Source organism: Bacillus sp. SRL337, assembly GCF_984799155.1.
The window spans coordinates 980,457-1,004,468 of sequence record NZ_OZ481793.1 but is presented as its reverse complement, the minus strand read 5'-3'; the positions used below and the strand labels follow the sequence as shown (position 1 = coordinate 1,004,468).

26 protein-coding genes and 1 riboswitch are annotated in these 24,012 nt (G+C 43.3%); of the genes, 12 read left to right on the top strand and 14 right to left on the bottom strand.

Annotated features, from left to right (window positions below; genetic code table 11):
- Positions 1–7 precede the first annotated feature (7 nt).
- Complete coding sequence (kynB, locus tag AC4E8A_RS04895) at positions 8–628, top strand: arylformamidase (RefSeq protein WP_490197175.1); 621 nt, start codon at positions 8–10, stop codon at positions 626–628.
- Positions 629–833: 205 nt separating this feature from the next.
- On the opposite strand, the gene AC4E8A_RS04890 is transcribed toward kynB, so the two are convergent.
- The 5 genes from AC4E8A_RS04890 to AC4E8A_RS04870 all read right to left on the bottom strand — a co-directional run bounded on the left by AC4E8A_RS04890 (position 834) and on the right by AC4E8A_RS04870 (position 6,080).
- Positions 834–923, bottom strand: a complete 90-nt coding sequence (locus AC4E8A_RS04890; RefSeq protein WP_240628577.1) for a putative holin-like toxin — start codon at positions 921–923, stop codon at positions 834–836.
- A 9-nt stretch (positions 924–932) separates the two neighbouring features.
- A complete protein-coding gene (locus tag AC4E8A_RS04885; RefSeq protein WP_490197174.1) occupies positions 933–2,699 on the bottom strand; it encodes an ATP-dependent helicase in 1,767 nt (588 codons plus the stop codon).
- A 449-nt stretch (positions 2,700–3,148) separates the two neighbouring features.
- Positions 3,149–3,484: a hypothetical protein gene (locus tag AC4E8A_RS04880; protein ID WP_490197173.1), complete on the bottom strand. Its 336-nt coding sequence runs from the start codon at positions 3,482–3,484 to the stop codon at positions 3,149–3,151.
- A 121-nt stretch (positions 3,485–3,605) separates the two neighbouring features.
- Positions 3,606–5,198 carry a diguanylate cyclase domain-containing protein gene (locus AC4E8A_RS04875; protein WP_490197172.1) on the bottom strand — a complete coding sequence of 531 codons (1,593 nt, stop codon included), beginning with the start codon at positions 5,196–5,198 and terminating at the stop codon, positions 3,606–3,608.
- A 183-nt stretch (positions 5,199–5,381) separates the two neighbouring features.
- Positions 5,382–6,080: a YqjF family protein gene (locus AC4E8A_RS04870; RefSeq protein WP_490197171.1), complete on the bottom strand. Its 699-nt coding sequence runs from the start codon at positions 6,078–6,080 to the stop codon at positions 5,382–5,384.
- Positions 6,081–6,222: 142 nt separating this feature from the next.
- Between AC4E8A_RS04870 and AC4E8A_RS04865 the strand changes: the two genes are divergently transcribed.
- From AC4E8A_RS04865 to AC4E8A_RS04855, 3 genes are all read left to right on the top strand, one after another.
- On the top strand, positions 6,223–6,459 hold the full coding sequence (locus tag AC4E8A_RS04865) for a hypothetical protein (RefSeq protein ID WP_490197170.1): 237 nt from the start codon (positions 6,223–6,225) through the stop codon (positions 6,457–6,459).
- Between the two features lie 139 nt (positions 6,460–6,598).
- Positions 6,599–8,155, top strand: coding sequence for an ABC-F family ATP-binding cassette domain-containing protein (locus AC4E8A_RS04860; protein ID WP_490197169.1), 1,557 nt, complete (start codon positions 6,599–6,601; stop codon positions 8,153–8,155).
- Positions 8,156–8,309: 154 nt separating this feature from the next.
- On the top strand, positions 8,310–9,050 hold the full coding sequence (locus tag AC4E8A_RS04855) for a hypothetical protein (RefSeq protein WP_490197168.1): 741 nt from the start codon (positions 8,310–8,312) through the stop codon (positions 9,048–9,050).
- A gap of 57 nt (positions 9,051–9,107) precedes the next feature.
- Here AC4E8A_RS04855 and AC4E8A_RS04850 read toward each other — a convergent pair whose 3' ends face one another.
- Positions 9,108–9,557 (bottom strand): GNAT family N-acetyltransferase, encoded by a 450-nt coding sequence (locus AC4E8A_RS04850; protein ID WP_490197167.1) that lies wholly within the window; start codon positions 9,555–9,557, stop codon positions 9,108–9,110.
- Between the two features lie 440 nt (positions 9,558–9,997).
- On the opposite strand from AC4E8A_RS04850, the gene AC4E8A_RS04845 reads away from it, so the two are divergent.
- A complete protein-coding gene (locus tag AC4E8A_RS04845; RefSeq protein WP_490197166.1) occupies positions 9,998–11,635 on the top strand; it encodes an amidohydrolase in 1,638 nt (545 codons plus the stop codon).
- A gap of 34 nt (positions 11,636–11,669) precedes the next feature.
- Here AC4E8A_RS04845 and cls read toward each other — a convergent pair whose 3' ends face one another.
- Positions 11,670–13,175, bottom strand: coding sequence for a cardiolipin synthase (cls, locus tag AC4E8A_RS04840; protein WP_490197165.1), 1,506 nt, complete (start codon positions 13,173–13,175; stop codon positions 11,670–11,672).
- 215 nt (positions 13,176–13,390) lie between these two features.
- Here cls and AC4E8A_RS04835 point away from each other — a divergent pair, with 215 nt between their 5' ends.
- Positions 13,391–13,576: a CsbD family protein gene (locus AC4E8A_RS04835; protein WP_490197164.1), complete on the top strand. Its 186-nt coding sequence runs from the start codon at positions 13,391–13,393 to the stop codon at positions 13,574–13,576.
- 98 nt (positions 13,577–13,674) lie between these two features.
- Complete coding sequence (locus AC4E8A_RS04830) at positions 13,675–13,821, top strand: lmo0937 family membrane protein (protein WP_490197163.1); 147 nt, start codon at positions 13,675–13,677, stop codon at positions 13,819–13,821.
- Positions 13,822–13,861: 40 nt separating this feature from the next.
- Here the strand turns inward: AC4E8A_RS04830 and AC4E8A_RS04825 are convergent, their stop codons facing one another.
- Together AC4E8A_RS04825 and AC4E8A_RS04820 are read right to left on the bottom strand one after the other, a co-directional pair.
- Positions 13,862–14,977, bottom strand: a complete 1,116-nt coding sequence (locus AC4E8A_RS04825) for a DEAD/DEAH box helicase (protein ID WP_490197162.1) — start codon at positions 14,975–14,977, stop codon at positions 13,862–13,864.
- Between the two features lie 66 nt (positions 14,978–15,043).
- Positions 15,044–16,327 (bottom strand): ATP-binding protein, encoded by a 1,284-nt coding sequence (locus AC4E8A_RS04820; protein ID WP_490197161.1) that lies wholly within the window; start codon positions 16,325–16,327, stop codon positions 15,044–15,046.
- A 152-nt stretch (positions 16,328–16,479) separates the two neighbouring features.
- Between AC4E8A_RS04820 and AC4E8A_RS04815 the strand changes: the two genes are divergently transcribed.
- The gene (locus AC4E8A_RS04815) at positions 16,480–16,779 is read left to right on the top strand and encodes a hypothetical protein (protein WP_490197160.1); all 300 of its coding nucleotides are present in this window, start codon (positions 16,480–16,482) and stop codon (positions 16,777–16,779) included.
- Positions 16,780–16,851: 72 nt separating this feature from the next.
- Here the strand turns inward: AC4E8A_RS04815 and AC4E8A_RS04810 are convergent, their stop codons facing one another.
- The 4 genes from AC4E8A_RS04810 to AC4E8A_RS04795 all read right to left on the bottom strand — a co-directional run bounded on the left by AC4E8A_RS04810 (position 16,852) and on the right by AC4E8A_RS04795 (position 19,176).
- Positions 16,852–17,316, bottom strand: coding sequence for a DeoR/GlpR family DNA-binding transcription regulator (locus AC4E8A_RS04810; RefSeq protein ID WP_490197159.1), 465 nt, complete (start codon positions 17,314–17,316; stop codon positions 16,852–16,854).
- Positions 17,317–17,339: 23 nt separating this feature from the next.
- The gene (locus tag AC4E8A_RS04805; RefSeq protein WP_490197158.1) at positions 17,340–17,486 is read right to left on the bottom strand and encodes a hypothetical protein; all 147 of its coding nucleotides are present in this window, start codon (positions 17,484–17,486) and stop codon (positions 17,340–17,342) included.
- Positions 17,487–17,645: 159 nt separating this feature from the next.
- Positions 17,646–17,903 carry a hypothetical protein gene (locus AC4E8A_RS04800; RefSeq protein WP_490197157.1) on the bottom strand — a complete coding sequence of 86 codons (258 nt, stop codon included), beginning with the start codon at positions 17,901–17,903 and terminating at the stop codon, positions 17,646–17,648.
- Positions 17,893–19,176, bottom strand: coding sequence for a homoserine dehydrogenase (locus AC4E8A_RS04795; protein WP_490197156.1), 1,284 nt, complete (start codon positions 19,174–19,176; stop codon positions 17,893–17,895). Before AC4E8A_RS04795 ends, AC4E8A_RS04800 begins: the two co-directional genes overlap by 11 nt.
- 141 nt (positions 19,177–19,317) lie before the next feature.
- A riboswitch (TPP riboswitch) is annotated at positions 19,318–19,422 on the top strand.
- Positions 19,423–19,539: 117 nt separating this feature from the next.
- On the opposite strand from AC4E8A_RS04795, the gene tenA reads away from it, so the two are divergent.
- Genes tenA through AC4E8A_RS04775 form a run of 4 tightly spaced genes read left to right on the top strand, consistent with a single transcriptional unit; the run spans position 19,540 to position 22,736 of the window.
- On the top strand, positions 19,540–20,214 hold the full coding sequence (gene tenA / locus AC4E8A_RS04790) for a thiaminase II (RefSeq protein ID WP_490197155.1): 675 nt from the start codon (positions 19,540–19,542) through the stop codon (positions 20,212–20,214).
- Positions 20,207–20,986 (top strand): ABC transporter ATP-binding protein, encoded by a 780-nt coding sequence (locus AC4E8A_RS04785; protein ID WP_490197154.1) that lies wholly within the window; start codon positions 20,207–20,209, stop codon positions 20,984–20,986. Before tenA ends, AC4E8A_RS04785 begins: the two co-directional genes overlap by 8 nt.
- Entirely contained in the window at positions 20,983–21,735 is a 753-nt protein-coding gene (locus AC4E8A_RS04780) for an ABC transporter permease (RefSeq protein ID WP_490197153.1), read from the top strand. The genes AC4E8A_RS04785 and AC4E8A_RS04780 overlap by 4 nt, the downstream gene beginning before the upstream one ends.
- Positions 21,732–22,736, top strand: coding sequence for an ABC transporter substrate-binding protein (locus AC4E8A_RS04775; protein WP_490197152.1), 1,005 nt, complete (start codon positions 21,732–21,734; stop codon positions 22,734–22,736). The genes AC4E8A_RS04780 and AC4E8A_RS04775 overlap by 4 nt, the downstream gene beginning before the upstream one ends.
- Before the next feature lie 280 nt (positions 22,737–23,016).
- Here AC4E8A_RS04775 and AC4E8A_RS04770 read toward each other — a convergent pair whose 3' ends face one another.
- Entirely contained in the window at positions 23,017–23,907 is an 891-nt protein-coding gene (locus AC4E8A_RS04770) for a DUF4097 family beta strand repeat-containing protein (RefSeq protein ID WP_490197151.1), read from the bottom strand.
- Positions 23,908–24,012: the final 105 nt, after the last annotated feature.

Sequence of the window (24,012 nt, the reverse complement as noted above, 5' to 3'; positions counted from 1 at the left end):
GATTGCAATGAAATTGATTGATATCTCACAACGCCTTAATGACAGTACCCCTGTCTGGCCCGGTGATACACCGTTTACCTTTTCATTGAACTGGTCCAAAAGCGATACCGGATCCGTCAATGTCGGGAATATGATGTTCAGCGCTCACACGGGAACACATATTGATGCCCCATTTCATTTTGATGACAATGGAAAGAGAGTGGCAGAGCTCCCGCTGGAAAACTTCTTTGGAAGAGCATTAGTAGTAGATATCTCCGGCAAAGAATCCATCGGCCCCGAAGAACTGGAAGGATTTGATTTGAAAGAAGTCACAATCCTTTTGCTGCGCACCGGCAGCTGGAAGGATAGAAGTGTTTTCCCTTTAGAAATCACTTATCTTCGGGGCGATATTGGACCTTTTCTACAAAAGAATGGCATTCAGTTAATCGGAGTGGATGTTCCTTCTGTTGATCCACTGGACAGCAAAGAGCTTCCTGCCCACCATTCATTACAGCTCAATGGCATTGGCATTCTGGAAGGAATCGACCTTGATGGGGTCGAGGAGAAGACTTATGAACTTGCCGCCTTTCCATTATCCATCGAAGAAGCTGATGGGTGTCCAGTCAGGGCTGTGCTCATTGACCGGTAGTCATGAACTTTTCTGTATTTCATCTCTCAAGTTCCTTTACTTCATGATGAGATATTGGGTATAATTATTACTATAAGAATAAAAGGTGACATGAGAGTGCCGGCTGCCACCGGAACTCCCATCCTAGCATACACTGCAGGAAGCAGCAGCAAAATATTTAGTTAGATACTGAAGTAACCTCCCAAGGTTGAGAGCCGGCGGGGGGTTACTTCTTTTTTTGTGTGACCGCGATGATCGCTACTGTCAGTGTCCCGAACGCAATCATAATTTGAAGTGCATCAGCTGTTTCTATCATTAAAGAGACTCACCTCCCCTCAACAAAGGGAGCAGCCGCTTTATGGTCCTGTTGCTGCATTTTTTCGTGTTTATCCGTCATGCTGTCAATAAATGAAATAAAGGCGGAAATAGTTTGAAACCTGGCTGCGGACGCTTCAAGCTCCGATAAAGTTTCTTTAATGGCTTCCTTATGTTCAGAGACAGAGACACGTTCATTTGTATCCATATAATGATCATAGAAATTTCTGCGCATTTGCTTGATGGCTGCAGCAGGAGGTTCAGCAGCAAGATCTTTGATCAGTTTGATCCTGCCTTTCACCTTTTCTTTTTGAAACTCCTGAAGCTGGTCCAGTTTTGTCAAATGAATCAACGGATACTTCTTCCTGGCCGACTCTTCTTGGTTAAAAATGAACTTCATCCCTGTATCCCTGTTGATATAAAGTGTTCCGAGAATCCCCTCTATTGCTGAGAAATTCCTTGGGACGAGTGAAAGTCTCAAATGGTCAATCAACGGCTTGACGACCCAGTGTTCATAGAAATGCTGATCCCCAAGATTGTATGAGAAGAATGGGACTTCGTCCATGACCAATTTTTCAAAAACCGCCCTGCTGCTGCTGACCGTCCGATGCAATATTGCTATATCCTTGTATTCCAGATCCCCTTTTGAAATCAAGTCTTTAATTTTTGCCAGTAGCCACTCTGCTTCCTCATCAGAATTGGAAGGGCGGCTGTACTGAGGCTTGTCCAACTCCTCCTTCACAACCTTAAGGGTCTTCTTGCGTCTATACCTGTTTCTGCTGATGACCTTATTTCCAAGTCCGACGATATGACTATTCGAGCGATAGTTGATATCCAATGTAATGACAGTTGCATCTGGAAACTCTTTATCAAAGTCCAGGATGAAAGAGTGGTCTGCTCCGTTAAATGAATAAATCGTCTGGTCATCATCTCCGACAACAAATAAGTTCAGTGAACGATGAGAAATCATTTTAATCAGTTCATATTGAAGCCAGTTGGTATCCTGAAATTCATCCACCATGACATAATGAAACCTGTTTTGCAGCGCCTCCAGAAGAAGTTGGTCTTCGGTAAGCAGTTCATATGCTTTGACCAAAATATCATCAAAATCCATTTTCTCATTTCTTTCCTTCCATTCCTCAAACATCAGTAAAATCTTTTTGATTTCCTTTTCCCCTGTTGTTTTTTCTGGAAGGTCTTCAAGTGATTTCCTATTCATTTTAAGATTGGACAAAGTTGAAAGCAGTGTTTCTGGCTGATAGGGTTCCTGTATCCCTATTTTTCTTTGTATCTGCTTTAGCTGAATGTGCTTGAAACGCTCATTACCGAGTATTTCCTGTTTGAATCCCCTGCTCCTTAAGATGTGAAGAAAAAAGGAGTGGAACGTGCCGGCTTGAATTCTCTGCACTCCCTTGTTTATCCCTGGCAGCAGTGCAACCCTTTGTTTCATTTCCATCGCCGCTTTTTTTGAAAAGGTCAGAAGCAGGATATTTTCAGGCGGAACACTCTTCGCCTCCAGCAGATAGCCTGTCCGCGAAACAAGCACTGATGTCTTCCCCGATCCTGCCCCTGCCAAAGTCAAGCATGGCCCTTCCAAATGCCGGACCGCTTTCATTTGAGCATCATTTAAACGGATTCCCCCTTGTTCAAGCAATTGAAAGAAGGCGTCATCCTCACTCTGTCTGTCTTGCTTTAGTTGATGTTCATAATGGTAAATCTCTGCATTGGGCATCACTCGGGACGAAATGCCGAATGGCCTGTTGGAAAAATTATTCATTTCTAGTCACCCAGATCTTATTTGATATCCGATAGTATACTGTATCTTTTTTGCAATGCAAACTGCATTGATTAGGTTAGAACTTTATCTTGCATATAATGCCAGTTCTGCATCATAGATAAAAAAAGTGGTCCTTAGTTTAAACCTTTTTCATTTTTAAATAATCTAGATTGAAGTGGGAGGGTACAACTCCTGCGTGATTAGCGGGACAGGTGGAACCCACAGGCAAATCCATTTTTAAGAATTCAGCTTGTGCCCTATAACAAAAAAGAGTGTAAAGAAGGTTACTGATTCTTTACACTCTTCGTGAATTTATTATTTTTGGTGGAAAAAGTCAATGAAAGCCTGGTAGATTTCGATAGCTTGATAAGATAAAAGTGTTAAAGCAGTGAATGAAAACACTCCCATCATTAAAAAACGAATCCACATATCTTTCCCCCCTTTTGATATCAATTGGTTGATTGATTATTCAAAAGGGAACTATCCACGTAATTAGATTGATGAAAAACCGGGATGAGCATAATCAGCCTCCGGAACAAAGATGCATTCCGGTTGCTGGCGATCGCCAGGCAAAGAATCAAGAATATAAGCAGGATCTGTGTTACATAGAATACAGCCTTGCTTTTGCCAGAATCAAAATGATCCCCATGTTGAACAGAATCGGTTAAGTGGTGGTCCGATAAGGTACTTTCCTGCACCGCATTCACCGAAAAATGAGCATATCCAATACTGTTTGTGAGGATCGCGAATATCATGAAGCCCATCAAAAACGTAAATCGATTCATCAGGCATCCTCCCCCAAAAAAGTATTAGTATCATTATATTCCACTGAAAACAAATAAGCACTAACTAATTTGTCCCTATTTATGTCGCAACAATTAATTCTAATACGAATACATGAATCTATCAAGAAAATTGTTTTCCCTGATTCATCTGATAATTATTTCTCCCCTGCTGCTTTACCGCATACATCGCCATGTCAGCGGCCTGAAGAAGCTCATCTGTATCACGGCTGTCGTCAGGAAAGAAGGCTGCCCCCAGGCTGAAGGTAATCCGGACCTTCTCTCCAAAAACTCTGTAGCCTTCTTCATTCGCCGCAAAGAAATTCTGGATGATGCTCTCGACATCCTCCTTTTTATGCCGGCCATCAAGAAGGACGACAAATTCATCGCCGGATTGCCTTGCAATGAATGCATCTTGTGGAAACACACATTTGATTCTTTGGGTGAATTGGATCAGCAGTTCATCTCCATACGAGTGACCCATACTGTCATTAATGGCTTTGAACTTATCAATATCAATAAAGATAACAGTAAACATTACATCTTCATCTTCCAAAGACCTCTCAAATAGCGTTTTCAGCCTGCCTTCCAACGCTCGGCGGTTCCAAATATCCGTCAACTGATCATGAAGAGCCATGTGCTTTAACCGGGAAGTTGATTTTTCAAGCTCTGAATTTTTCTTCCGCAGTTCCTCTGTCCGCTTATTCACTTGATTTTCCAAGTCCCTGGCAAGGTCCTGATAAGATTTCGTGATCTCCTTCAACTGGGAACTGGCCAAAAGCTGCCTGGAATAGACAAGGATTATAATCAGCAGGAGAGATGCGCCAGCCACCATTTCCCGGCTCGTACCTGCAATCAGCAACAGAATGATGATGCTCCCTATATTCACCATGCTCCTGACAGCTGGATAGGCCCCGGCATCATAATTGAATGAATTTTTCCTCTTATTGAAGGATGCCTTACTCCTCAGTAACTCAACCGAAGCAATTCCCTGTAAAATCAGGGCAGAATTCCACAGCACTTCCAGCAGGCTGTTAGGTTCAAAGCTTCCATAATACAGTTCCATGACGTGAAAGCTGTCCCCTATAAAAAATAAACCAAGGGAAAGGGCAAATAACGCCATTGGCATCCGGGGGAAAAAGTATTTCTTCACAAACATTGCGGCAGCTAAGGCAAACAGCAGAAGGAATTCCAATGCCGGATAAATAAAAGATGTCAGTCCCAATCCATAGGAAACTCCAGCTTCATTGTACAACGGGTGAAACCAGTAAACCCACAAAATCGTGGTAATAGAAAAATAAATGATCAGAATATCGATCGAAAAATAAACCACTTGATAACGATTTTTCACAGCCATAGTCAACAGCGAGAATGCTGCTATCATCATTAGTGAACTAAATATGTAAAGCAAGTTGCTTCCAAGTGGAACAGAAACAAAATCACCCTTAAGTTTTTCTTCATAAAACCAAACCAAGTCAGCCCCTGCATAAAGAAAAGTCCCAAATACCAGCAAGCCCAAAAATGTGCGCAGCATCCCTTCTGATTTTCTAAAAGCAAGAATCTGAAGCATCAATGTGACTGCAATCGCTGCTGCAGCCAGTATACTTACACCGAATGCCTGGACGTTTCCTTCAAAATAGACGATCCACCCAAGAAACAAAAGGGAAAAAGCTGTCAAACCAAGCAGTGAAGTCTTTAAGTAATTAGGTTCCTTCATGTCATCGCCCTATTCCATTTATTCAAACAAATGCATGTTTTGATAACATCTGCTATTCTCCAGAAAATATATTTTAATAGCAACACATTTGCTCACTGTGCCCTTTACCCGGTTAAAGGAACCCCAAAACTTTTTTGTTACTTTTTAACCGGATAATAAGGACCATATTCTCACTTCATTCCTTTATCCTTTTCGGCTCAGAGGCCAGAAATAAGCTGTCTGCTGCCGTGAATAGCATTGATGGAGCCTCTTGTTAGTAAATGTTCCTCCCTGCCATAACGATTGTTCATAAATCACGGATTCTGCCTCATAAAGCTCCCAGGGCTCATGAGCAATTTCTCCTTTATATACCTTTCCATCCTTCACCGTCCATAAGCAATATCGTTCGGTAAGCCAGTCCGTCAGCGGACTTTTCTTTTCAGGAAGAGGACTTCCAGGGGTATAATCCATCTTCAGACTTTCACCGTTCGTTCCTTTATGAGTTCTCCTGGTGCTGTATTGAATGGTTTCATGACCGATGAACATCTCCATTTCTGCACGATAGTACGGCAGATGAAAAAAATTGCGGGCACCAGCTATTACAGGAGCATGGTCAGCATCAAGACTGAAAAAATAAACACCCGGCTCTCCCTTGTAAGTGACGTATGTACGAACATTGCATTCAAGGAAAGACCGGGCAAAAGGGATTTCAGGCATCCCGTGCCCGCGCATATGCTTAACAGCAAACGGCACAATCCCAATCCATGCGCTCCCCTGATAAGTGTCAAGTTCCAGTTCCCGCGGAATCATTTCTTGCACAATGCCAGCTTTCTCTTCCCAATGCAGGAATAATAGATGTTCCCACGTCTGCTTCATCAACCAGCCGTTTCTCTTATCCGTCATAACGCTTTCCCCCTTTCATTATTATCCTTTTTTAATTTACACATTAGGCAGCTTGATCAAACGGTCAGAACGGATTATTACGTTTGCGGATGAAGGACATCCGGGAATAAAAGAAACCAACAGCTACAAGGGGGCGGCCTACTTGAAACTTATAAAATGGAGTTATTCCAGGAGATACAACATTAAAGCAAGCTTTGACCATTTCCCGCACTCAATGGTCCTGTTCAGGAGAATCAAGGATTACTATTTTATCTACAATGTTTATTGGTCTGCCCAGGACCCTATAGTTGCACGCCGGCACCTTGAAGAAATGGAGCTGCTCCTCAACAGAGAACTTGGTTCAGAACAGCAGTACATTAACCGCCGGAGCCGAGGCTGAATACAGGTATACTTCCCCTTTTTTATACCAGGGTGCCGAACTTACCCGCAATTAAATTTTTCCACCCCTACCCATCCGCTTTTAACACCTTTATAATATGAAGAGATAATAAGAAAACAATAGAAAAGGTGCAGGTTACATGAGTATATTAACAGTTAAGAATTTAAGCCATGGCTTTGGAGACAGAGCCATTTTCAATGATGTATCCTTTCGTCTCCTGAAAGGCGAACATATCGGACTCATCGGGGCAAACGGGGAAGGAAAATCAACCTTCATGAATATCATCACCCGTAAACTTGAGCCCGATGAAGGAAAAGTCGAATGGGCAAAGCGTGTACGCGTCGGCTACCTTGATCAGCATACTTCCCTTGAGAAAGGAATGACCATCAGGGCCGTCCTGAAGACTGCATTTCAATATTTATTCGATATGGAAACAGAAATGAACGAACTTTTCGCAAAAATGGGAGAGGCTTCTCCAGAAGAACTTGAAAAGCTTTTAGATGAGACAGGGACCCTCCAGGATGCTCTGACGAATAATGATTTCTATGTCATAGATGCAAAAGTGGAGGAAATTGCAAGAGGACTTGGACTCGATGAAATCGGCCTTGAGCGGGAAGTTCAGGATCTCAGCGGAGGACAAAGAACTAAAGTCCTGTTGGCAAAACTGCTCCTCGAGAAACCCGATATTTTATTGCTGGATGAGCCGACCAACTACCTTGATGAACAGCATATTGTCTGGTTGAAGAGGTACCTGCTGGAATACGAAAATGCTTTCATCCTGATTTCACATGATATTCCTTTCCTTAACAGCGTCATCAATCTCATTTATCATATGGAAAACCAGGAGCTTAACCGCTATGCCGGAGACTATGATGATTTCCAAAAGGTCTATGAAATGAAACGCCAGCAGCTGGAATCCGCTTATAAAAGACAGCAACAGGAAATCTCTGAACTCAAGGACTTTGTTGCAAGAAACAAAGCCAGGGTATCAACAAGAAATATGGCCATGTCCCGCCAAAAGAAGCTGGATAAAATGGAGATCATCGAATTAGCAGGTGAAAAGCCTAAACCTGAGTTTCACTTTAAACCTGCCAGGACTTCCAGCAAATTGATCTTTGAAACCCGTGACCTGGTTATAGGATACGACGAACCGCTTTCAAAGCCTCTGAACCTGCGCATGGAGCGGGGACAGAAAATCGCCCTATACGGAGCAAACGGTATTGGAAAGACAACGCTGCTCAAAAGCATCCTAGGTGAAATCAAACCTGTTTCAGGTGAGGTTGAACGTGGGGACCATCTCCATATCGGCTACTTCGAACAGGAGATTAAAAACGCTAACTACAATACCTGCATTGAGGAAGTATGGAGCGAGTTCCCTTCCTTCACTCAATATGAGGTAAGGGCTGCGCTTGCAAAATCCGGGTTGATGACCAAGCATATTGAAAGCAAGGTCGAGGTGTTGAGCGGCGGTGAAAAAGCAAAAGTCAGACTATGCAAGTTGATCAACAAGGAAACGAATCTATTAGTCTTCGACGAGCCCACCAACCATTTGGACGCAGAAGCAAAAGCCGAACTCAAAAGAGCCTTACAGGAATACAAAGGAAGCATCCTGCTCATCTCACACGAACCTGAATTCTATCAGGACATTGCCACAGACCTTTGGAACTGTGAATCTTGGACAACGAAGGTTTTTTAACATATAAATAAACGGCTTTAAGATGGATCAGCCGGCAGCCGCAATCCCGCTGTCTGCTGCCCTTCTAAAGCCTATTTTACTTTTGGGGAAAATGAAGGTTATGAATCGGTATAAAGGGAAAAGGTAATTACAGATTTACAATTGGAGGGATAGCATGAAGTTCAAAACAGCAGGAACTGCCTTTTTATTAACATCCAGCCTGCTATTAGCAGGGTGCAATAACGAAGGAAACACAGCCGATAATTCCAATATGAATCAAGATAATGCCGATGCTGCTGAAAGCGATACCGGTTCCAGCACAACTGCTGAAGAAGCGGACTCTCCTGATACCCCTGAAGAAGATTCAAATGCATCATCCGGTAGTCAAGGGAACCAGGCGGCTTCAGAGGAGGATAACAATAACGGGGAACCTTCACAAAGCACTGATACTTCCAATGAGCTGCCCGATGGCGTCCAGCAAACAAACTATGAAAGTGCAAGCAAAGCAGCTCAAGCAATTGAGAACTATCGTGAAGTAAAACAGACCAACACCGATTTGGGGCATTCCATACAGGCACTTGTAGAAGGTGCCACCGGCCATCAATATATATCCTGGAACGAAGGGCGCTGGCTTATACAGATGAATTTCCCTACCGACCCGCAATATGCTTATGAGCCTTATCCCGAGGGAGTTGAACTTGCCAAAAAGGTGGTGGAGCACCTGGAAAGCCATTACCTTCCGGCCCCTGAAGACCGAGGGATGATCAGCATCAATGGATTTAAGGACTCTCCTGACACCGTGATTCAGTGGCAGACAGGAAAAACTGTATACACAATCGAAAATGAAAATGGCAAACCTTTTGAGGCAATCGATAAGGCTGTCGAATTCGGAGCAACGGACAGATCCGGTGCCTGACCGGAAAGCTGAAAGGCCGGAATCCACTAGCTGGTTTCCGGCCTTCGCTATTCCTCTTTACAGCGGATAGGTATAATGGAACTCGGTATGTTTCTTAAACCCGAATTTCTCATACAGCTTCTGCGCATTATAGTTATCATGGCTGGTTTCAAGGGTGAGTCCCTTAGCTCCTGTTTCTTCTGCAAGCTGTTTTGCGTTAGTAAGAAGTGTTTCCCCGACCCCTCTTCTCCTCGCATTCTTTGTGACAAATAGATCATTCAAGAGCCAGTGCCTTTTCAATGAAACAGATGAAAAGATGGGGTACAATTGGGTAAAACCCAGGGGCTTTAACTCTTCTTCACCTTCTTCTAAAGCCAGGAAGATTACAGATTCATCATTCTCCATCCGCTCTTTTAAAAACTCGCGGCAGCTCCCGACATCATTTTCCTGATCATAAAAAACTCGATATTGATTAAAAACATCTGAAACAAGGTCCAGATGTTCAATCCCTGCTCTGACCACTCTCATCGCAATGCCCCCTTAAAAAAAATTAATCGATTTTATGGAAACTGTTTTGCCTGTATTCATATTTGATGTTTCATATTTCTTTTTATACTCTTTTCTTACACTCTGTTCCTATTGAATCCGGAAGTCGAAAATCATTGCCATCATGCTTCTAAAAGATCACGGTAAACAAGAAAGAGATAGCTGCCCTCCCTGGTGGAGAGACACCCAGTACCCAAGACACTTGGATTTTTCCATAAGCAGTCACTTTTGTGAAAACAGCCTTCTTTTTTCCCATCATCACTCATAAGAGCGAGTTCTGCCCGGATAAAAAAAGCCCTCCCACAGGAGAACTTGAACATTCATACTACTATCCTTTTGATTTAAATAAGAACCAGTTTATAGTAACATGGTTAATAGATGATTTCCATAATTTTCTCAAAATTCAAAAGGAGAAATGCATTTTGATTATACATTCAGCCGATTTGATTATCAAAAGTGATGCCATTTTCACCGCGGACAGCCAAGGAACGGTTGAAGGTGCACTCGCTATCAAGGACGGAACCATAATCGCGATGGGTTCACAGGAAGACATGGAACACTATAAAGGAGTTCACACAAAAGAGATTTTGGCATACGGCAAGCTGGTACTCCCCGGTTTTCATGATTTTCATGTCCACTTGTGGCTTGGGGCAATGTTTCAGGAATACACTTCATTAACCTTCTGCAGCAGTGAAGAGGAAGCGGCCAATATGATTGCCAAATATGCTGAAGAGAATCAAGACGACCCCTGGGTGATCGGATTCGGATGGCACCACGTCAGGTGGCCAGGCCAAAGGCTCCCTTCCCGTCATTCACTGGATCGCCTTATTCCAGACCGGCCAGTATTTCTTCTCAATGAAGAAGCCCATAGTGCGTGGCTGAATACGAAAGCGTTGGAAATGCTCGGCATTGATGAAAATACGGTCGAACCTCCATTCGGAAAAATCGAGAAGGACGGAGCCGGATTCCCAACCGGCTTTCTTTATGAAACAGCTGTTGGGCTGGCAGCCAGCGCTTTTGATCTTCCCGCTGATAAAAAAGCCCGTCTGCTGGATTCATTCATGAAAAAAGCGGGCGAATACGGGATTACTTCTGTAGGCGATATGCTTCCACTGCCTGGGTTCACACTTGGAGACTTAGAGGAATACAGAAAATACGACGAGGAAAATAGATTGTCGGTCCGCATCCACTTCCTCGCTCCGCTTGATGGCAATTTGAAAAATTTATCCTATTATGAAAGCTTCAATTCCGATAAACTTAAATTTTCCGGTCTGAAGCAATTCATTGATGGAGTGCCTCTTACCTATACAGGTTATCTTTTGGATCCCTATACAGACCGCCCGTCAACGAAAGGCGGGACCATCTACCCCAGAGAAACGTACTTCAAGTGGATTGAAAAAGCGGATAGACTGGGATACAGGATAAGGCTTCACGCTTGCGGAGATGCAGCAGTGCGGCTGGGACTTGACGCCTTCGAGCATGCACAGGCCATCAATGGCAAAAGAGATTCCCGCCATACCATCGAGCATATTGAAGTCATTCATCCTGAAGACATTCCGAGATTTTCAACGCTTGGCGTCCTGCCATCCATGCAGCCGGAGCATCTCACTTCAAGTTCGATGGAAACCCATGAATATATGGAACGGCTGGGACCTGATAGAATCAACCATACTTGGCCGATCGGGGAATTAGAACAAAATGGCGCCAAGCTTGTTTTCGGCAGCGACTATCCGATTGTTGATTTGAATCCCATGCTTGGAATCTATCGGGCAGTCACGAGAAAACATGAAGATGGCACACCTGCAGGAGGTTGGAATCCCCAGCATAAGATAAGCCTTGCGCAAGCCTTGATACACTATACAAAATCACCGGCATATGGAAATTTCCGTGAAACTGATCTCGGGACCTTGGAGACCGGCAAAAAAGCAGACATTGTCATCCTCGACCGCAACCTGTTCGAACGGCATTCAGAAGAAATCAAAGAGGCAAAAGTCCTTTTTACCATAATGGATGGCAAGGTTGTCTATAAGAAGAATGATCCACAGCTCCTCAATAAATGAAAAAAGCTCAGGCTGCGCCTGAGCTTTTCTTCTCTTAAAGAACTCCGGAAAATAATCTTGCAAACGATTCCTTCGCCCTTTCTATGACTCCTCGTTTATAATATTCAACCGGTCCTACCCTGACGCTGTCCGTCATATCTTTCTCATAATGTGCAGAAAGATCCCGGATGGAACTATTTCCTAACAAGAATACATTGACTTCAAAATTCAAATGAAAGCTGCGCATATCCATATTTGCGGTTCCGACAGAGGCAAGGTTTCCGTCAACAATAATGATTTTTTGATGCATGAATCCTTTTTTATAAGAATAAATTTCGACTCCGCAGCGGATCAGCTCTGAAAAATAAGACCTGGTTGCATATTGAGTCAGGAAACCATCATTGGTTTCGGGAACCATGATCCGGACCTCAACCCCTCTTGAAGCTGCGACACGCAGAGCTGTCCTAATTGATTCAGTTGGCACGAAATATGGCGTTGCAATCCAAATGGATTTCGTCGCCGAAGAAATCAAGGAATAGTACAGATCACTCATGATACCCAGTTGTGTGTCCGGTCCGCTTGCAACGACTTGGACAGCACCGTCCAGGTCTTCAGATGGAATTTCAGGATGCTCCTGATATTTTTCCAGTATCATATCCCCAGACACGTATTCCCAATCAAGCAGGAATACAGTATGCAGCGTGAAGACTGCGCCACCCTCAAGCATCATATGAGTATCCCGCCAGAAACCGAACCTTTCGTCTTCTCCCAGATACTCAACTCCGACGTTCAAGCCGCCGACAAATCCGACGATACCATCTATAACAATGATTTTCCTGTGGTTCCGAAAATTGAACTTCTGATTAAAAAAGCCGTATTTCAACGGGAGGAAAGGCTGTACCTGCACCCCGGCTTCCTGCATTGCCCGGATATCCTTAGAGGATAAATGCATGCTGCCCACTGCATCAAAAATAAACAGGACCTCAAGCCCCTCCCTGGCCTTTTCAATCAGGATGCTGATGATTTCCTTTCCTAGGCGGTCCGACCGGAAAATATAATATTCGATATGGATATACTGTTTCGCATTCTTAAGTTTTTCCTTGATTTCACTGAATGTCTCATCGCCATTTTTAAGTATCTGGGTCGAGGAAGAAGTGCTGATCGGTGACCATGCCACTTTGTTTGCAAAGCTGGCAAAGCTTCTTTGGTTATCTTGCAGGAAGGATAAATCAGGTGTAATCTCGTTTTTGAGAAGCCGCTGCCATTCTTCACGATCGTTCTTTCGTTTAGTCTTGAACAGATATCCTTTTAAGTATAACTGGCCTGAATACAAATAAAAGAAGTACCCGAAGACCGGAAAGCAGACCAATACATATATCCACAAGAGTGTGTGCTGTGCCGACCTGTTCTCCAGGATCAGCGAAAACACGGTAATCAGGATGATGAGTATATAAGCCACGGCTGCCCCCGTTTTTATGTATGCATGGAATCCGCTGAAAAGGAACATGTATACACAAGCTATCAGTATAATGACAAATAAAAATTCCAGCCTTCTTTTCATATGACCAATCCCTTAGGTTTAAATGATTTCTATATAAAGCTTAGCTTCTATTATTTCACATTTTTCATTTCGTAAGCTGAACGAACTCTATTCAACTAATATGTGAAAGTTTTATTTGTATTCCCCACTTTATTTATTCACTAACCTGGTTCTTTTGTTTAACCTCCCTTAATTAAGGAAAAAGAATAATACAATTTTCGAAAGGGTGTTTTTACATGACAAAAGATAATGGCATGAAAGAAAAGCTAAAAGGCGCAGCAAAGAAGGCTGAAGGGGAAGTGAAAGAGAAAACGGGACAAGCAGCTGATAATCCTGAAATGCAGCGCGAGGGCATGAAGGACAAAGGTGAAGGAAAAGTCCATGAAGCACTTGGTGAAGCGAAGGACCATCACCGCCACTGATTTATATACCAAACGGATTTCCACTCGGTGTGCAGGGCTTCATAAATTGAATCAGTGTAGGGAAAGATAGGATTATCCCTGCAAAGGAGGTACGGAAAATGCTTTGGACGATTATCGGAATATTAATTGCTTTATGGATTTTAGGAATTATTTTTAAAATCGCCGGCGGTATCATACACATTCTTCTCGTTATCGCTGTGATTGTCCTTGTGTACAAACTCATTGCGAATAGGGGCAAACGATAATGAAAGGCCGGATTGAACATGATCAATCCGGCCTTTTTTGTTACCCTTCTACTATTTCCCCGCCATGGAGGCGTTTCTTCACAACCTTTAAATTTAACTCCTCAGCCAATTTTCCCAAAAAGCTTTCTTCTCTTTTGGTTACAATCGATATGACTGTTCCTGATGCACCCATCCGCCCGGTTCTTCCTGAGCGGTGGATATATTGTTTGGCATCTGTAGGAAATTCAAAGTGAATGACATGTGTTACCCCGCTGATATCGAGGCCACGCGCTGCAACATCTGTCGTCAGCAGCATCGGCACCTTCCCTGCCCTGAATCGATCCAATGAATGCTTACGTTCCATTTTTTTGGATTCACCTGCAAGCACCTCAAGGGAGGTCTTTTGATACTTCAACTTTTCTTCCGCTTCTGATAACTTTTCCAAGTTATTGAAGAAGACCAAGGCTTTCAGGTCTTTCACGTTTGATAGTTTTCGGAGAATTTCTATTTTATCCCGCTGTTCTGATAACAGGTATCCATGCTCAACCTTGGCAGAGGAGACCACCCCTTGGTTTACACGGATGACTTCATAGTTCTCCATTAACTCAGATGCTACCTGATCAGTGACATCTGAAAGAGTGGCCGAAAAGAATAGAAGCTGTCTGTCAGCCATTGTTGATTTAATGATCTGCCTGATATTGTTTATGTGTTCATTGCCGATCATAAGATCAAATTCATCTACAACAATGGTTCCAACTTCATGCATCTTCAATTTTTTCATCTTGATTAATTCCGTTATGCGGCCTGTGGTGCCAACAACGATTCTCGGTTTCTTTTTCAGCTTTTCAATTTGATTTTTCACATTGGCACCGCCAATCAGTGCTATGCTGGTGATTCCCGTTCCTTTTGTCCATTTCTGTATTTCCTGGTGGATTTGCATGACAAGTTCACGAGAAGGAGCAAGTATCAGTGCCTGCGCCTGCATTTTTTTCTCGTCAATACTGTTAAGGATCGGCAGTAAGTAGGCCAATGTTTTACCTGTCCCTGTAGGAGATTCGCAGACAAGATTCTTCCCTTCCAGAACTTCAGGGATTGCTTTTTGCTGGACCTCGGTTAATTCTGTAAATTCAGCGTTTTGCCATGCTTCCTGCAAAAACGGTTTCATATTTGTTTCCATTTGATAATTCCTCTCTCTATTAAAGATCCTGTAGTTCATTTTACACGATGCTCAAAAGAAAAAACATCATGTCAGCGGCAAAGATATTGTGACGGTGGTGCCTCTTCCCTTTTCACTTTTGTATATGATCTCTCCATGATGGCGTTCAATGATTTTCTTGCAGACCGCCAGACCCAGGCCCGTCCCCTTCTCCTTTGTAGAGTAGAAAGGCTCACCGAGACGGTCGATCCATTCCTGTTCCATTCCTATTCCGTTATCCTTGATATTGACAATCGCCCTATTGCTGTCCTTCAAGGTATCCACCGTCACTATTCCCTTTTCTTCTATGGCTTCTACCCCGTTCTTGATGAGATTGATCAATACCTGTTTTAATTGATTCTGATCTGCATTGACATGCAGCGGCCCCATATTCGGGTGAAATTCTATTTTAACATTATCCAGATTAGCCTGTGCCTCCATCAGTACCAAAACCTGCCTGATGATGTCATTGACTTCTTCTTTGCCAAAATCGATGTCCTGCTGTTTGCCCAAAATCAACATCTCTCCTGAAATAAGGTTGATCCGTTCTATTTCAGACAGCATGACAGAAAGATGTTCATCCTCAGCTTCGTTCGTTACCTGCATCAGTTGGACAAATCCTTTTAAAGAGGTCAAGGGATTGCGGATTTCATGGGCAACAGCTGCTGCCAATTGACCGATGACGGATAACTTCTCAGAAGCAATCATCATTTCTTCGTTTTCCCTATAGTCCGTGATATCCCTTCCTATTCCAAACACACCGATGATTTTTCCATCAACTACAATGGGAAGAAGTGAACAGCGAAGCAGCCTTTCCTTGCCAGTCTTGCTGATGATTTTCATTTCGAATTTCTCCGGATTACCTGAAATCGTGTTGCTGAACATCCGACCTGCGTCTTCCCTGTCTTCAGGATGAATCAGAAAGGTCAAAGGCTGTCCCTTAAGCTCACGAACATCATATCCAATAATTACTTCTCCTTCAGGATTCAAGGCGGCCAGATTTCCATCCCGGGTAATTTCGAAGACCGCATCTGGATTATTGTTAAATAGGGATTGATAATGTTGATTGCTTTTTTGAAGCTGTTTCTCCTTACTTCTCAATCTTTCGGCTGACTCCACCAATTTCGATGCCCGCTTAAAGATAAGGAAATAGATAAGGATTCCGGTCATTAATATGAAAAACCAGCCTTTGTACTGCTGAAAAAAGATGAAAACCCTCATATCATTATGGGCCAGCACCAATGAAAGCCTATCAGAGAAGATAACCCACAATGCACCAATTATTACATATACAATGGCAATTCTCCCTGCAATTTTTCTTGATTCTTCCATAGTCAACTTCCTCTGTCGTTTCAGGTGATTTTATACCTCTATATTACCTCATTTCACCCAATTTATGTTACCTCGTATATTCTTGTCCCCCTTATTGAACGTTTCATCCTGCCTGCATAAGGATATTTAAGACAATAAGTGAGGTGAGAGAGATGTATAGAAAATACAGGTGCAGGGACTTCAGCAAGACCGGGAACGTCACTCTTCCTAATCAATGGAGGCAGCAGTTCGGACTGGTTCCAGGGAGGCAGGCGGAAATCAGCTATGATGAAGATGCGATTGTCATAAAAAAACCTGAACAACACAGCACAAACAATAAACGTTATATTTCTGAAAAAGGCGCTATCCATATTCCAAAGGAAATCCGTGATCTCAGCGGCATTCATCCTCATAAAGAATTTTGCCTGTTTGTTGATGAAAAAGACAAATGCTTCATCTTGAAAGTGATTTAATCTCTATTTTTATAGGATGCACAAGAACCAAAAAAGTGAAGCAGACGTTCACTTCACTCACAGAATCAGCACTTATCCATTCTTCGGGACTTTTATGACCTTAACTCCATGAGCTTCTAATTCATTTATTTGATCTTCAGTTGTGCCATCATTGGTTAATATGATATCCAGTTTCCTAAGTGGATACATGCTGACGAATAAATCAACACCCATTTTTGTATGCTCGACAAGTGTGATGATCCGGCGGGAATTTTCATACACCTCTTCATGGAACAGCGCTGCTTCGGGGGTAGCCGTACTTAATCCTCTTGTGGTCAGTCCTCCACCCGTTGCAAAACACAAATCATAATGGAAGCGTTCGGCGAACTTGGCACCAAGCGGATCAGTGATATTGCCGGAAGCTTTCATCTTCCCGCCGATCACATATCTATTGCCAACAATGGATTGCCGCAAAGGCAGCTGTATACATCGTCCCGGACCAGACGGTGTTTTTTGGAGGGGCATCCATCCATTTTGCCATGCTGCCCTACCTCCCAAGGCACTTTTCCTTTACTGTAGTGCTAATAATTCTGTGGAAATCGCTTATCAATTGAGAGAATGTGTAAACATGGAGTGCTTATGCCGAATCGTTCCTCGTTCTTTCTTGGCATTTCCCTGACTTCACCCAGGGGAATAGCACCGCCATGAGTCAGCTGTTCTTCTTCCATGATGGATAAATCCCTTCGTATGGAATCGATTGAGACATCAAAGTGTACGGCATCTCTTTCACCAGAATTCTCCCGTTCTGTTCCAGCATCTCAAGAATCTACTTTCTTCTTTCTTCAGAGAACATTTTTTCAGCCACCATCTTTTCTTTTTGTTATTTCCTATTGTTGCTGTTTTTTTCTTGTTTTGTCAATTTTACATTCGGGTTCATTCTGATCAGTTCGAAGAGCGCTTTTTATATGCTGCTCGTTTAATCTTCTCGAGTAAAAGTTGTCGATAATCTGGGTTCTATAGAGCCTAACTGTGTCATTCACAACAAAATCGGGCTTTATATTCACCCGTTCTATTCCCTTGCCGGCCTTCTTAAGACCAACAAAAAAAACCAGTATTTTAAACTGGTTTTCCTCGTTATACTTCAATCCTGTATGAACTCCCCACCATCCTGACAACCCGGGAATCATTCAATTTAGCAAGTATATCCTCAAAGCTTTTCTGTGAAACTTTATGGGTGACAAGAATAATCTCCGAGATGCTTCCTCTTTTCGGATTCTGCCAGATCTTTTCAACACTGATTCCTTCAGTTGAAAGTAAAGTGGTTATTTCCGCAAGCGCACCTACTTCATCTTCGACCACAAGTCTGAGGAAGTGCTTCTTAAAAACTTCATCTGTTTTCTTTAGTTTCTTCGGGAATTGCGGAAGGGCAGCACTATGGCCATTTACTCCCAGCCTCATGTTCCTCATGACACCGACAAGATCGGATACCACCGCGGTTGCTGTAGGAAGGCTGCCGGCGCCAGGTCCGAAGAACATTGTTTCTCCAACTGCCTCTCCGTACACATACACAGCATTATTCTCATTTTTGACAGCAGCAAGCGGATGCGAATCGGAAACCAGTGTCGGCTGTACTGAAACATCAATCCTATCGTTTTCTCTTTCGGCCACTCCGATCAGCTTCATCGTATATCCCAGCTGCTTTCCATAAAAGATATCCTCTTGAGTTACACTGGCAATCCCTTTACAACGAACATCCCTGAGGCCAACATTCATAGAAAACCCGAGGGTTGACAAAATCGCCATTTTCCTTGCTGCATCGATCCCTTCCACATCTGCTTCTGGATCAGCTTCTGCATATCCCAGCTCCTGGGCTTCCCTTAACGCGTCCGGATACGATTTCCCTTCGTCACTCATTTTGGTGAGAATATAGTTGGTTGTCCCGTTGACGATTCCCATGATTTTATGGATATGGTCAGAAGCAAACCCGTCAACGACACTCCGGAGAATCGGTATCCCCCCGGCTACACTGGCTTCATAGAATAAATCGCATCCATTTGTTGATGCCGCTTCCAATAGTTCCGGACCATGAAGCGCCATTAAATCCTTATTAGCCGTGACGACGTGTTTCTTATTTCCAAGGGCTTTCAGGAGAAGCGTGCGCGTCTCTTCTATCCCTCCCATTACTTCGACGATCACATCGATGGCCGGATCATCTATGATTTCATCGGAATGTACCGTGATCATTGCAGCATCAACTTCGCCCCCCCTCTCTTTTGCAGCATCCTTCACTAAAATTTTCTTTATTTGCACGGAGCAGCCGACTCCATGAACCAATTTATCCTGGTGGTTCCGTATTACCTTCACTACCCCTGAGCCAACGGTGCCCAGGCCCAATAGTCCTATTGATATCTTTTCCAATTAACAGCCTCCTTTTTGGTATTTTAAAAATGTATTCAGCATGTTTTCATGTATTCCTGCATGAACATAAATATTTTTTTAAGTGTTGCAGAAAGATTTAATGTATGATAGATATGTAATATACGATAATTTCATAATTTTTCACAACACTAGGGGTGCGTTAAAGCTGAGAGAGACATTTCTATGTCTTAACCCTGACTACCTGATCTAGGTAATACTAGCGAAGGGAAGTGGCGGACATATGTATGCAATGACAGACAGTGGGATTCTACTGCCTGTGTTTCTCTTTACATATTCAGATTGCACCTGGCCACTTTCTTCTTGAAAGTGGTTTTTTTGTTGTCAATTAAAGGAGGAGAAGGAATGCAGTTTACCGGCAGATTGTTTGAAAAGGCAAAACCCATCTGGCAAAAAAGCCATCAGCACCCCTTTGTTCAGGGGATCGGGCGAGGAACACTCGACCAGAATAAATTCTGTTTTTACATGGTGCAGGATTATGTTTATTTAAAGGACTTTTCTAAACTGTTTGCATTGGGATCTGTCAAAGCGAAGGATACTAGGACAATGGGGAAATTTGCAAAGTTGCTCGATTCCACACTGAATGAAGAAATGGCGCTTCACCGTCAATATACTGAGAGGCTCGGAGTCTCTGCAGATGATTTGGAAAATGCAAAGCCTTCTCCTGTGACACTGGCTTATACACACTACATGCTGCACGTCTCTGAAAATGGCACTCTCGCAGATTTGGTTTGTTCCCTTCTTCCCTGCATGTGGAGTTATTGGGAAATCGGAAAAGAATTAAGCAAAATGGAGGGAGCCATAAATCATGAATTTTACGGGGAATGGGTTTCGATGTATTCCTCAGATGAATTTGGTTCACTTTCAACCTGGCTTATTGCTCTGCTCAATGAAATAACCGTTGGAAAAGACGATGCTGAATTGAACCGCCTTGAAGAGATTTTCCTTAACACAAGCCGTTTTGAATACATGTTTTGGGATATGGTCCATAAAGAAGAGATGTGGCCGACAGATGAATAGCGGCCTGCTCCAACTCGAGGATATTTCATTTTCTTATCCGCAAGACAAGATACCACACTCAGTTCCAGTACTTGAACGATTATCTCTTTCTATCAGACCGAAAGAATTTGTTACGATCATCGGTCCGAGCGGTTCGGGCAAAAGCACATTATTCCGGCTGATCACCGGCTTGGAACAACCACTTGAAGGCAGAATCCTTTTGAAAGGAGAAGCCATCGAGGACCGGCTTGGACATGTGGGATATATGCCTCAGAAGGACCTTTTGCTGCCATGGAGGACCGTGATGGAAAATGCAATTCTTCCCCTCCAGCTTCAGGGAGTCCAAAAAGAAAAAGCCGAAGATCAGACTCGTGGTTTGCTGGGGGAGTTTGGCCTGAAAGGTTACGAAGACAGATATCCACATAATTTATCCGGCGGCATGCGTCAAAGAGTCTCCTTTTTGCGGGCTGTTACAAGCGGGAATGACCTCCTGGTTCTGGATGAACCATTCAGTGCATTGGATGCCATCACAAGGCTCTCCATGCAGGAATGGCTCTTGGATCAATGGACCAAGCGGGAAAAGACGATTTTATTCATCACCCATGATGTGGAAGAAGCACTATTCCTGTCAGACCGCATCCTGATCTTCAGCCAAATGCCCGTAACATCTCTAAAGGAAATAAAGGTTCCGCTTCCCCGTCCCCGAAAGTTTGGGGATTTAACAGATGCAGGCGTACAAACGATTAAAACTGACCTGATTTCGGAGTTAAGAAGACTGGTGTCTCTTTCATGAATAAGTGGAAAAATTATATTGCTTCAAGTCTGATGATTGTTTCTGTAATGGCCGTCTGGCAGATTGGAGCAAACTCATATAACAAACCGTTCATCCTGCCGACTCCCGGTGGTATCCTTGCAGAACTTTGGGAGCTCAAAGGAATCTTGATTGGCAAACACCTACCGGCCACTCTTTTCATCATTTTGATCGGTTTGGCTTTGTCTATCATTCTGGGGGTTTCCCTTGCCATGTCCATGAATTACAGCAAAGCCATTGAAAGGACTTTTTATCCGATATTGATTGCATCACAAACCATCCCCATCATCGCCCTGGCGCCGATATTCGTCCTTTGGTTTGGCTACTCCATCTGGAGCAAGGTAGCGGTAACGATTCTTATTACCTTCTTCCCCATTACGGTCAGTACTTTTGATGGCCTGAGGTCCGTTAATAAGGATCTAAAGGAGCTGATGCTGACGATGGGTGCTCGTGAACGGCATATTTTGCGGGAGTTGAGCATTCCCTCCGCACTTCCGTATTTTTTCGCAGGATTGAAGGTAGCTGTTACCTTGAGTGTGATTGGTGCTGCTATCGGTGAATGGCTGGGAGCCGAAGCCGGACTGGGGTATTTCAGCCGCAGGATGATGACACAATTTAATGGTGCAGCTGTCTTTGCCCCGATCGTCCTCTTATCCATTGCAGGAATATCGTTATTTCTGTTCGTTACATGGTTAGAAAATATCATTTTTAAATGGAGGAAATCCTTATGAAAAAAATACTTCTTTTCCTGCTCAGTCTGTTTCTTCTCGTGATAAGCGGCTGCTCCCAACAGGAGAATGCAATAGAAGTCAAAGAGACTGATCTCGAAGAAATGACGATTATGCTGGATTGGTATCCCAATGCGGTACACAGCTATCTTTATGCAGCAAAAAATAAAGGCTATTTCAAAGAAGAGGGGTTGGATGTAGAAATAAAATTTCCTGCCAATCCTACTGATCCTATCAACCTTGCTGCCGCCGGCAAGATTGATCTCGGTATCTCTTATCAGCCTGATGTCATCATGGCGAGGGCAAACGAAGATATTCCAGTTAAGTCTGTTGCAGCCATTGTCCGTTCCCCTTTGAACCATCTTATTTTTTTGAAAGATAGTCCAATCCAATCACCTAAGGATCTTGAAGGAAAAACAGTCGGGTATCCGGGAATTCCATTAAATGAAGCTCTCTTAGAGACAATGGTGAAAGCGGATGGCGGCGACCCTGCAAGGTTGAATACAATCGATGTCGGCTTTGAGCTTGGTTCATCTATTGTAAGCGAAAAAACAGACGCAGTGATCGGCGCTTTCCTCAATCATGAAGTACCTGTACTCGCTAATCAAGGCTATCAAACCCGGCATTTTAATCCGGTAGACTATGGAGTTCCCAATTTTTACGAGCTGGTATTAGTTACAAATGATGAAACATGGAATGAAAAAGAAGATAACATCCGTGCTTTCTGGAGTGCTGCTGCAAAAGGCTATGAATTCATGAAGGAAAATCCTGATGAAGCCCTGCAGATTTTGTTGACCAACCAGGATGAAGCCAATTTCCCGCTTGTTGAGGAAGTGGAACAGAAAAGCTTGGAGATCCTGCTGCCGAAAATGGAAATGGACGGCGAACCGTTTGGAAGCCAGAGTGATGAGTCCTGGCAGGAAACCGCAGCCTGGCTTGAAGAAACCGGACTGTTGACAGAGAAGGTTAAGCCTGCAGAAATCTTTGTGGATATTACAGATTAGCTTTGAGGAAATCTGTTTATATAAGGCTCTTTTCGTGAACTTTGTTGCTATCTGATAGTGGAGTAATGAGCCGGAAAAAAAACCTGTTTGGCAAGAGCGAAAAACGTAGTATGCAGGGGGAAAAATTGGTTTTTAGGATTTTTCCAGAAGCAACAATATATGCGAAAACAGTCTTATGTAAAAAGGGACCTCCTTGCCGGGGAGTCCCTTTAAAAGTGGGATGAACTGTCCTTCATAGGCTTTTTGTGTTCTTTTGAAAATTGCCAGACGGCTTTTCGGTTTACAGGCCTTTGGAACTAAAATCTAAATCCCCGGAAGAGGTTTTTACTGTGATGGCATACTTTCCGTCACCTTCTTCTGCCAGAACCCGGTGATCACCCCTTTCCTGATACTGTAAATCGTTCATATCCAGTCTGGCTTCCCCAGAATTTCCTGTAAAATCCAATTTGAACGATTCCGGTTTTTTATCGAAGTAAAGCATGACATCTCCACTGGAGGCTTCAACATCAATATTTCCGGTGAGTGCAGGTGCATGAAGCTCGATTTCCCCTGAATTGGTTTCCGCCAAGAAATCTCCCCTCCATTTCTTGGCAATAATATTCCCTGAGGCTGCTTTCGCTTGAATCTTTTCCGCCACTAGATTTTGCAGTATGAGTGTCCCGCTGTTAGCTTTCGCATAAATGGAAGGTGCCTCAATTCTCTTTAGTTCAATACTGCCGCTGTTGGTTTTGCTTTTAAATTCGCTATGTGCTCTTATTCCGGAGGCTTCCACTTCTCCAGAGCCCGCTCTGAAATGAACTTCTTTTCCTTCCAAGTCCCTGGCAGCAATCCCGCCGGAAGAAGTTTCAGCATTGACCTTTTCATACAGCTTCTGAGGCACTTCGACACTCAGTGCCAGTTTAATGACGTCGATCCCCATACTGAAACTGCTGTTTCGTTCCACACTCACTTTTACACTCAATGTGTTCCCGTTTATGACTGCTTCAACCTGGACATTTTCTTTCAGCTTGCTGCTTATTTCACCTTTCAATTCAATTTGTATGTCATCAGCAGAACCTGTGAAAATATCGATCTCTGTTGAGGAGGTATCAATGTTCAATACCTCGATCCCATTTCCATGTAAGGCCTTACTCCAAAAAAATCCTTCTGTTTTCTTTTTAAACCCCAGCATGTTGTCACTCCTTAAATTTCTCTTACTAACCATATTCAAGGTATTATCCATTATCCCTTTTATTTACATCAAAAAAGGGACAGGCTGCTTTCGCCCATCCCTCCT